This is a genomic window from Streptomyces sp. SM1, from assembly GCF_002910825.1.
GTDB lineage: Bacteria > Actinomycetota > Actinomycetes > Streptomycetales > Streptomycetaceae > Streptomyces > Streptomyces okerensis.
Genome location: NZ_NEUB01000249.1, coordinates 1 through 9184, shown reverse-complemented (window position 1 = coordinate 9184; position 9184 = coordinate 1). Strand labels below are relative to the sequence as shown.

Annotated in this window: 6 protein-coding genes and 1 pseudogene; 3 read left to right on the top strand and 4 right to left on the bottom strand. The window is 72.0% G+C overall.

The genetic code is table 11. From position 1 onward, the window contains the following. Positions 1–2089: SpoIIE family protein phosphatase (locus B9S61_RS05885; RefSeq protein WP_103541239.1), on the bottom strand; the 2089-nt coding region annotated here is incomplete at its 3' end. A gap of 146 nt (positions 2090–2235) precedes the next feature. Here B9S61_RS05885 and B9S61_RS05880 point away from each other — a divergent pair. Beyond that, positions 2236–3657 carry a lipase maturation factor family protein gene (locus tag B9S61_RS05880; RefSeq protein ID WP_103541238.1) on the top strand — a complete coding sequence of 474 codons (1422 nt, stop codon included), beginning with the start codon at positions 2236–2238 and terminating at the stop codon, positions 3655–3657. Positions 3658–3850: 193 nt separating this feature from the next. Here the strand turns inward: B9S61_RS05880 and B9S61_RS05875 are convergent, their stop codons facing one another. Beyond that, positions 3851–6865: a glycoside hydrolase family 38 C-terminal domain-containing protein gene (locus B9S61_RS05875; protein ID WP_103541237.1), complete on the bottom strand. Its 3015-nt coding sequence runs from the start codon at positions 6863–6865 to the stop codon at positions 3851–3853. Between the two features lie 546 nt (positions 6866–7411). On the opposite strand from B9S61_RS05875, the gene B9S61_RS05870 reads away from it, so the two are divergent. After that, positions 7412–7807: a VOC family protein gene (locus tag B9S61_RS05870; protein WP_103541236.1), complete on the top strand. Its 396-nt coding sequence runs from the start codon at positions 7412–7414 to the stop codon at positions 7805–7807. Between the two features lie 12 nt (positions 7808–7819). Here B9S61_RS05870 and B9S61_RS05865 read toward each other — a convergent pair whose 3' ends face one another. Beyond that, positions 7820–8308, bottom strand: a complete 489-nt coding sequence (locus B9S61_RS05865; protein ID WP_103541235.1) for a GNAT family N-acetyltransferase — start codon at positions 8306–8308, stop codon at positions 7820–7822. Between the two features lie 48 nt (positions 8309–8356). Beyond that, a complete protein-coding gene (locus B9S61_RS05860) occupies positions 8357–8530 on the bottom strand; it encodes a hypothetical protein (RefSeq protein WP_103541234.1) in 174 nt (57 codons plus the stop codon). A gap of 468 nt (positions 8531–8998) precedes the next feature. Here B9S61_RS05860 and B9S61_RS05855 point away from each other — a divergent pair. Then, positions 8999–9184 (top strand): annotated as a pseudogene (locus B9S61_RS05855) (hypothetical protein); the annotation flags it as partial.

Below are 9184 nucleotides of genomic sequence, written 5' to 3'. Positions count from 1 at the left end.
GGTCGGGGCCCCTGCCCACCACGAACTCGCTCCACACGCACTTGCCGCCGCCCCGCGCCTCCACGCCCCAGACGTCGGTGAGCATCTCCACCAGGAGCAGGCCCCGGCCGGAGACGCCCGACTCACCGGGCTCGCGGCGGCGTGGCAGGGCGCTGGAGGAGTCCTCGACCTCCACGCGCAGGCGCCGGTCCTTGCCGGTGAGGACCCTCAGGGTGACGACCGCGGTGCCCTCGGTGTGCATCAGCACGTTGGTGATCATCTCGTCGGCGACCAGTTCGATCTCGTCGGCCCGGTCCCGCGCGCCCCACGCGCTGACCGCCGTACGGATCATGCGCCGGGTCTCGGAGAGCGCGCCCGGGTCGCCGGGCTGCACGTACTGCTTGAGCCGGCCGCCGGAGCGCGGGCTGTCCAGGGCGCGGCGGCGCAGCAGGAGCAGCGCCACGTCGTCGTCACCGCCGCGTTCCTCGGCGACGTCGATGAGCCGGTCGGCGAGGTCGCGCACGTCGTCGGGGCCGACGGCGATCAGCGCGCACAGGGTCCTCATGCCGTCGTCCAGGTCGGCGCCGGGCTGCTCGACCAGGCCGTCGGTGCACAGCAGCAGGGTGTCACCGGGGTCGAGCTCCATGGTGCCGACCGGGTAGTCGAGCCCGCCGAACTCGGCGGACAGACCGAGCGGCAGGCCGCCGGGCACCGAGAGCCGTTCGCAGGAGCCGTCGGTGCGGCGGACCAGCGGGTCGATGTGTCCGGCCCGCACCGCCTGGAACACGCCGGTGGACAGGTCGGCCTCGGCATAGAGGCAGGTCGCGGAGCGGTCGGTGTCCAGTTCGTCCAGGAAGACGGAGGCACGGGCCATCACAGTGGCCGGCGGATGCCCCTCCGCGGCGTAGGCCCGCAGCACGATGCGCAGCTGGCCCATGACGGCGGCGGCGTGCGTGTCGTGGCCCTGGACGTCGCCGATGACGGCGCCGACCCGGCCGCCGGGCAGCGGGATCAGGTCGTACCAGTCCCCGCCGATGTCCCGGCCGAAGGTGCCGCCGACGGTGGCGGCGCGGTAGCGCACGGCGAGGTCGGCGCCGGGCACGCTGGGGATGGTGCGCGGCAGCATGGCCTGCTGCAGTCCCTGGGCGAGGTCCATCTCCTGCTCGTAGAACATCGCGCGCTGCAGGCTCTGCGCGATGCTGCTGCCCAGGGCGACCAGGATGTTGCGCTCCTCGGCGGAGAAGCCGCGCCGGTCGCTGTAGAGCAGGCCCATGGCGCCGATCGGGCGGGCCTGCACGATGAGCGGCAGATAGGCGGCCGAGGTGATGTTCAGGCCGGTGATGCCCTGCCAGAGCTTCGGGTAGCGCTCGGCGAACTCCTCCGGCGACTCGATGAAGCACGGGCCGAGGGTCCGGACCGCCTCGCTCATCGGGTAGTCCTCGTCTATCCGGGTGATGCGGGTGCCCTCGACGAAGCTGCCGTCGGGTCCCTCCGCGATGAGCCGGATCCGGCCCGCCTCGACCAGTCCCATGACGAGACTGGTCGCGCCCAGATGGGTGAGTCCGTGCGTGTCCTTGAGGGCGTCGATGACCTCCCGCACGGTGCGGGCGTGGGCGAGGGCGGCGGTGGTGAGCTGGACGACGTTGGTCCGCCGGCGGCGGGCGTCCTCCTGTTCGGCCTGCGCGCGGCGGGCCTCGGAGTCGCTGAGTTCCTGGGTGGCGTCCCGGACGATGCCGATGATGCGGCGGGGCCGGCCGGTCGCGTCCCGGCGGATGTAGCCCTGGGTGTGGGTCCAGCGCAGCGCGCCGTCACGGCGGCGGACGCGGAAGTAGGCGCCGTAGTTCTCGCTGCCGTTCTTCATGGCCTGGGAGACGACGGAGTCCAGCCGCAGGGCCTCCGCCGGAGGCAGCCGCCTCGACAGGGTCTCGGGCCGGTCGTCGTACTCGTCGGGGCGCACGTCGAAGATCTCGTGCGCCTGGGCGTCCATCTGCATCACCCCGGCGTCCAGGTCCCAGTCGAAGCTGCCCATGCGGTTGAGCACCAGGATCGGATCCGGGTGGTCCGGCCAGTCGTCCGGGAGTGACGGGGGGCTCGCTCCCCGATCGGGCATGGGGCCACCCTGCCAGGATTCACGCGATTCTTCGACCGCTGGCGTCCGGCCCGCCGCTCCCCACGGGATTCCCGCGCCGCCCGGTGGTATACGGGGAGTCGGGGAAGCGCGCGTCGGGACGACGGTGGAAGGAGGGCGGCGGGGTCGTGGAGTGGTTCACCGCGTCCGAGTACTGGCTGAGCCGGCTGGTCTTCCAGCGGGCGCTGGCCGGCCTCTACCTGGTGGCGTTCCTGACGGCGGCGCTGCAGTTCCGCGCGCTGATCGGCGAGCGCGGGATGCTGCCGGTGCCGCGTTTCGTGGAGCGGGTGCCGTTCAGGAGGTCGCCGAGCCTGTTCCACCGGTACTACTCGGACCGCTTCTTCGCGGTGTGCGTCTGGACGGGCTGCGCGGTGTCGGCGGCGCTGCTCGCGGGGCTGGACTCGCTGCTTCCGCTGTGGGGCGGGATGCTGCTGTGGCTGGTGCCGTGGGCGCTGTACCTGTCGGTCGTCAACGTGGGGCAGACCTGGTACTCGTTCGGCTGGGAGTCGCTGCTGCTGGAGGTGGGGTTCCTCGCCGTGTTCCTCGGCAACGACGACGTGGCGCCGCCGCTCGTGGTGCTGTTCCTGCTGCGGTGGGTCCTGTTCCGGGTGGAGTTCGGCGCGGGACTGATCAAGATGCGCGGCGACGCGTGCTGGCGGAAGCTGACCTGCCTGGACCACCATCACGAGACGCAGCCCATGCCGGGGCCGCTGAGCTGGTTCTTCCACCACCTGCCGAAGCCGCTGCACCGCGTCGAGGTGGCGGCGAACCATGTCACCCAGCTGGTCGTGCCGTTCTTGTTGTTCGCTCCGCAGCCGGTCGCCTCGGCCGCCGCCGCGCTGATGATCGTCACCCAGCTGTGGCTGGTGCTGTCCGGCAACTTCGCGTGGCTGAACTGGGTCACCATCGTGCTGGCCCTGCCGGTGGTCGCGTTCCCGGCCGATCCGCCCCCGGTGTCCGGAGCGCCGCTGTGGTACGTGGTGGTCGTGCTGGCGGTGTCCGCGCTGCTGCTCGGTCTCTCCTGGCAGCCGGTGCGCAACATGCTCTCGCGGCGCCAGGTGATGAACCGCTCCTTCGACCCGCTGCACCTGGTCAACACCTACGGGGCGTTCGGCACCGTCAGCCGGATCCGCTACGAGGTGGTCGTGGAGGGCACGGCGGACGAGGCGCCCCGCAAGGACGGCGACTGGCGGGCGTACGAGTTCAAGGGCAAGCCGGGTGATCCGCGGCGCTGGCCGCGCCAGTTCGCGCCGTACCATCTGCGGCTCGACTGGCTGATGTGGTTCGCCGCGCTGTCGCCCGCGTACGCCGGCCCGTGGTTCGGGGTGCTGGTGGAGCGTCTGCTGGAGAACGACCGGGACACGCTGAAACTGCTGCGCCGCTCCCCGTTCCCCGCGGACGCGCCGCCCCGGCACATCCGCGCCCGTCTCTTCCGCTACCGCTACACGACCTGGCGAGAGCTGCGGGAGACGGGCGCGTGCTGGGAACGCACCTACGTACGGGAGTTCCTGCCGCCGACCCGGCTGACGGGGACGGACCGGAGGCCGTAGCCGTGGGCGGCGGGACCCGGTGGCCCACGCGGTGGCCACCGGAGGCCGTCGCCGTCCGCGCACACCAGGAAGCGCCCCGGCCGGTCCGGGCCGCGTACCGGCCGACCGGGGGCGACGACGTCCGGTACGCCGTCGGCGTGACGTCGGAAAAGCCGGCGGCGCCGGGCCTTCCCTGCCTGCCGGGCCGAGTGGGTCAGTCCCGCTTCAGCCGCAGCGTCATCAGCTCGAAGGGGCGCAGACTCACGGTGATCCGGTCACCGTCGAGTGAGGGTGCCTCGGTGTCCGCGAGCGGGCGCTCCAGCAGGTCGGTCACCTCGACGCCGCCGGCCGCGAACCCGGTGGTGAGGGTGGCTCGGGCGCGGGCGCCGTGCGCCTCGTGGAAGCGGACCACGACGTCACCGCTGCCGTCGTCGGCCAGCTTCACCGCCGTGACCACGACCGCGTCCCGGTCCACCGTCACCAGCGGGGCGACCTCGCCGGCCCCGGTGAGCCGCCGCTCGGGCAGATTGACCCGCCAGCCCTCGCGCACCGCGTCGCCGACGGAGGCGCCCGGTACGAGCGCGTGCCGGAAGCGGTGCACGCCCTGGTCGGTCTCCGGGTCGGGGAAGCGCGGGGCGCGCAGCAGGGACACCCGCACCGTGGTCGTCGTACCGCCGTCGCCGCGGACCGTGCGGGTCACATCGTGGCCGTACGTCGAGTCGTTGACGACCGCCACGCCCCAGTCGGGTTCCTGGAGGTGGACGAAGCGGTGGTTGCACGCCTCGAACTTGGCCGCCTCCCAGGAGGTGTTGGTGTGGGTGGGGCGGAAGAAGTGCCCGAACTGCGTCTCGGACGCGTAGCGTTCGGCGTGCAGGTCGAGCGGGAAGGCGAGCTTGAGGAACTTCTCCGTCTCGTGCCAGTCGACCTCGGTGTCCACCACCAGCCGCCGCTCACCCGGCGGGAGCGACAGCACCTGGACGGCGCGGGAGTCGCCGAAGGAGCGGACGATCCGCACCGAGGCTCCGTCCTCACCGGCCGTCACCTCGTCCGCGTCGGTCAGATCGGTGACGGTGTTGCGGTAGAACGCGTCGACGTCCCACGCGTCCCACATGTTCGGCAGGTCCGGATGGAGCTGGAGGAGGTTGCCGGCCCGTCCCGGGGCGATGGTCTCCCGGTCCGCCCGGATGTCGTGGGCGGAGACCAGCAGGCCGCGGGCGTCGACCTCGATCCGGAGCAGGCCGTTGTCGAGGACGTGCCCGCCGCCGGGGCGTGCCTCGAGGGTCGTACGGCCGTCGTAGGAGGCCGGACGCGCGCCGCCCGCCGGGACACCCGAGCGGGAGTGCGGGGCCGCGTTGAAGACCAGCGGGACCGTCCCCTCGCCGGCCAGGGCGCGCTGGGCCGCGTCGATGATGCCGTTCAGTTCTCCGGCGATCCGGGCGTAGGTGGCGCGGGCCTCGCGGTGCACCCAGGCGATGGAGGAGCCGGGCAGGATGTCGTGGAACTGGTGCAGCAGCACCGTCTTCCAGATCCGGTCCAACTCCTCGTAGGGGTAGGCGAACGGGGTGCGTACGGACGCCGTGGCCGCCCACAGTTCGGCCTCGCGCAGCAGGTGTTCGCTGCGGCGGTTGCCCTGTTTGGTGCCGGCCTGGCTGGTGAGGGTGGCACGGTGCAGTTCGAGGTAGAGCTCGCCGACCCAGACGGGCGGTTCGGGGTACTCGGCCTCGGCCTTGGCGAAGAACGCGGACGGTGTCTCCCACGTCACCCTCGCGGAGCCCTCCAGGTTCCGGAGCCGGGCCGCCCTGGCGACCATCTCGCGGGTGGTGCCGCCGCCCCCGTCGCCCCAGCCGGTGGGGGCGAGGGAGTGGCGGGCCGCGCCCTTGTCCTTGAAGTTGCGGACGGCGTGGGCGATCTCGGCCCCCGTCATCGAGCAGTTGTAGGTGTCGACGGGTGGGAAGTGGGTGAAGATCCGGGTGCCGTCGACGCCCTCCCAGCGGAAGGTGTGGTGCGGGAAGCTGTTCGTCCGTGACCAGGAGATCTTCTGCGTCAGCAGGTACTTGGCGCCCGCGGCCTTGATGATCTGGGGCAGTCCGGCGGCGAATCCGAAGGTGTCCGGCAGCCACGCCTCGTCGTTCTCGACGCCGAACTCGTCGATGAAGAAGCGTTTGCCGTGCACGAACTGCCGGGCCATCGCCTCCGAGCCGGGCATGTTGGTGTCCGACTCCACCCACATGCCGCCGGCCGGCACGAACCGCCCGCCGGCGACCGCCTTCTTCACCCGTGCCCACACCTCGGGCCGGTGTTCCTTCACCCACGCCCACTGCTGGGCCTGTGACATGGCGAAGACGAACTCGGGCTCGTCGTCCAGCAGGGCGGTCATGTTGGCGGTCGTCCGGGCCACTTTGCGCACCGTCTCGCGCAGCGGCCACAGCCACGCCGAGTCGATGTGCGCGTGGCCGACGGCGCTGATGCGGTGCGCGGAGAGGACGGCGGGTGCGGACAGCACCTCGGTGAGACGTGAACGGGCCTGTCCGGCCGTGCCGTTCACGTCCTGGAGGTCCACGGCGTCCAGGGCCCGGTCCACCGCGCGCAGGATCTCCCAGCGGCGGGGCGAGTCGGCCGGCAGTTCGGCCATCAGCTCGCCGAGCACCTCGAGGTCGATCACCAGTTGCCACACGGTCTCGTCGAACACGGCGAGGTCCATGCGGGCCAGCCGGTACTGCGGTTCGCCGCCGGCGGTGTCCTTGTCGCCCAGCCGGGTCGGCCGGAAGGGGTGGTAGTCCAGGACGACCGGGTTGGAGGCGGCCTCGATGTGCAGGCGCACCTCTTCCCCGCCCCGGGCCGGCGCGGCGATCCTCACCCACTGGTTGCGGGGGTGGAGACCCTTCACGGGGGTGCCGTCGGGCCGGTACACCAGTCCCTCGCACTGGAAGCCGGGCATGTTCTCGTCGAAACCGAGGTCGAGGACGGCTTCCACGGTCCTCCCGGCCCAGGCCTCGGGGACGGTCCCGGTGACCCGGAACCAGCTCGTTCCCCAGGGGGCGCCCCAGCGGGTGCCGACCTCGACGGGCCCGGGTTCGGCCGCGAGTCCCTCGGCGACGGGGACCGGCTCCCCGGGCGCGTGCCACACCGCGACCTCGAGGGGTACGGACTCGGGGTACACGGCGGGGCGGACGCGTTCGTCGAGGACGCGCCTCAGGCGGGCTTCGACCAGGGTGCGGTCGTCATGCATGCGGGGCGCTCCATGGTTGGGGGCGGGTGGTCACCAGGGGTACCACTCCCCCGGTGCGTGACCGTTCGAACCAGGGACCGGTGCCGTGCGCGTCCCCGTGACCGTCCGGCTTTCCGGCGTCGTCGTCCGGTGCTCACCCACTGGACGTCCGGGGCGTCGGTCCGGGTGCGCGCCCGGGCCTCGATACGGCGCTCGGCGTCGTCCCGGTCGATCGGCAGCCGCCGTGCTCCTCGGGCCCGGTCCGCCGCACCGGCCCCGGGGCGCCGTCCGGATCTTGCCGTGACCGGCCGGAGGGCCTAGGGTCGGCCGGGTGACTGCCGGGTCGGCCATGGGCCATACACGTAAGGCGCTCCCGGCCTCGTCGTGAGGCCGGTGCGGGGGTCCGCCCCGCCCGTGCGGGCCCGCGGCCCGCCGCTTCTCCGCGTTCCCCTTCCCACCGCGCCCCGCACGCGGGAGTTCCCACCGCGCCTCGCGCGCGGGAGCGGTTCCGCGTACCTCGCGCGGACGACCCAGCCGTGGAAACCGATACCGGAGACGTGTCCAGCCATGCCCGAAGCACCGCACATCAAGCTCGACCACACCGCCGTCTACGCCCGTGACCGACGCACTTCCGCCGAGTTCCTCGCCGGGATCCTGGGGCTGGAGGTCGGTTCCCCGTTCGGTCCGTTCCTCCCGGTCGATCTGGGCAACGGCGTGACCCTCGACTACTACGAGAAGCGGGACGAGCCGGTCCAGTCCCAGCACTACGCTTTCCTCGTGCCGCTGGAGCGGTTCGACGCCATGATCGCGCGCCTGGAGTCGGCCGGCGTCACCTACTACGCGGATCCGGGTCACACCGAGCCGGGCCGGGTCAACGATCTGTTCGGCGGACGCGGCGCCTACTTCGACGACCCGGACGGCCACAACATGGAGATCATGACCCGGCCCTGCATCCGGCCGTGACGCCCGGCGGCCTCAGGGCAGAAGCGCCTTGTACATGATGTGCAGACCGACGGGCCCGTGCCGGGGGTGGTCGAACGCCTCGGGCACGGTGCCCAGGATCGTGAAGCCCATCGAAGTCCACAGTTCCACGGCCGGGTTGGTCTCGACCACGGCGTTGAACACCATGCCCCGGTAACCGTCGTTCCGCGCCTCCGCCAGGACGTGCCCGGCGAGCAGACGGCCGATGCCCCGGCCGGCCCGGTCGGGGTCGACCATGAACCCGGCGTCGGCGATCCGCGCCGCGGGGCCGCCGTAGTTCGGTGTGACGTACGCGGAGGCGACGACGGACCCGGTGCCGTCCTCGACGACGTACACCCGTTTCGCCGGGTTCATCCACAGGACCCGGGCGGCCTCCTCGGAGGTGCCCGGGTCCCAGGTGCAGGTCTCGCCGGCGGCGACGACACGGTGCCAGAACGGCCAGATGCGCGGCCAGTCGTCGAGGGACGCTTCCCTGATCAGCATGGATGCGAGTCTGGCACGCCCAGGGGTCCGGACGGCGCGCGCCCCGTGTCAGTCGACGCTGGGCAGGATGTGCGGCTCGGCGAGGTCGTCCTCGTAGCCGGCCAGGCGGATCGGGGCCGACCGGGCCCACACGTCGAGACTTCCGAGCTGCCCGGGCCTGCGCCCGGAACGCTCGGGGTGTTCCTTGGGGCGCTCTTCGCGTTTCGTCTGCTCCGGTGTCACCGCGCACTCCTTATGTGTCGGTCACCCTAGGGACGTACTGCGTCGGCCCTGTGCCTGGCGTCCGACGTCCGCTCGGGTCTGAGTTGCATGCCGTTCGGACGCGGTGGCGCCGGTAACTCGGGGAAGAGCAGGCCGTTGTGAACCGGCTGGTCCCAGACGGACGGTGGGTGCGGGTAGGACCCTGACTGCTGTCCGTCGGCATCAGGGTAACCAAATGAGCAGCCCCCCGCTCGATGGGGCTCGAAACCGCCGGTAACAATCACGCGACGGGGCGTGCGCAATCAGCGGTGATGTACCGCTATATCAGGATGGTTACGGCTTCTTCATTCACTCATTCGGACTACATGGGCATCGACGCTTTCGACAAGGTCGCATGGTCGTGGCGCAGTTCAGTTCCCGTTGGCCGGGCCGCAAACTCGCCATGGTGTGCTGCCGCAGGCAACGGCTGTCTCCCGGGAGGACCCGCGCATGCGACCGCGCACCGTCGAGGAGCTGATGAACCTGCTGCGTCCCGGCCGGGGCACGCGGGACGACCGCGGCCGTGTCCCGGTCGACGCGCACGAGCACGCCCTGCGGACCGCGGCACTGCTGCGCCGGGGCCGGCCCGCGGACAAGGAGCTGCAGGTGGCCGGCCTGGTCATGCCCCTCGGCGGG

Excerpts from the sequence above, each read along its gene's own strand:
- B9S61_RS05870 (WP_103541236.1), top strand. The coding sequence starts at position 7,412 with ATGCCCGAAGCACCGCACATCAAGCTCGACCACACCGCCGTCTACGCC.
- B9S61_RS05865 (WP_103541235.1), bottom strand. The coding sequence starts at position 8,308 with ATGCTGATCAGGGAAGCGTCCCTCGACGACTGGCCGCGCATCTGGCCG.
- B9S61_RS05875 (WP_103541237.1), bottom strand. The coding sequence starts at position 6,865 with ATGCATGACGACCGCACCCTGGTCGAAGCCCGCCTGAGGCGCGTCCTC.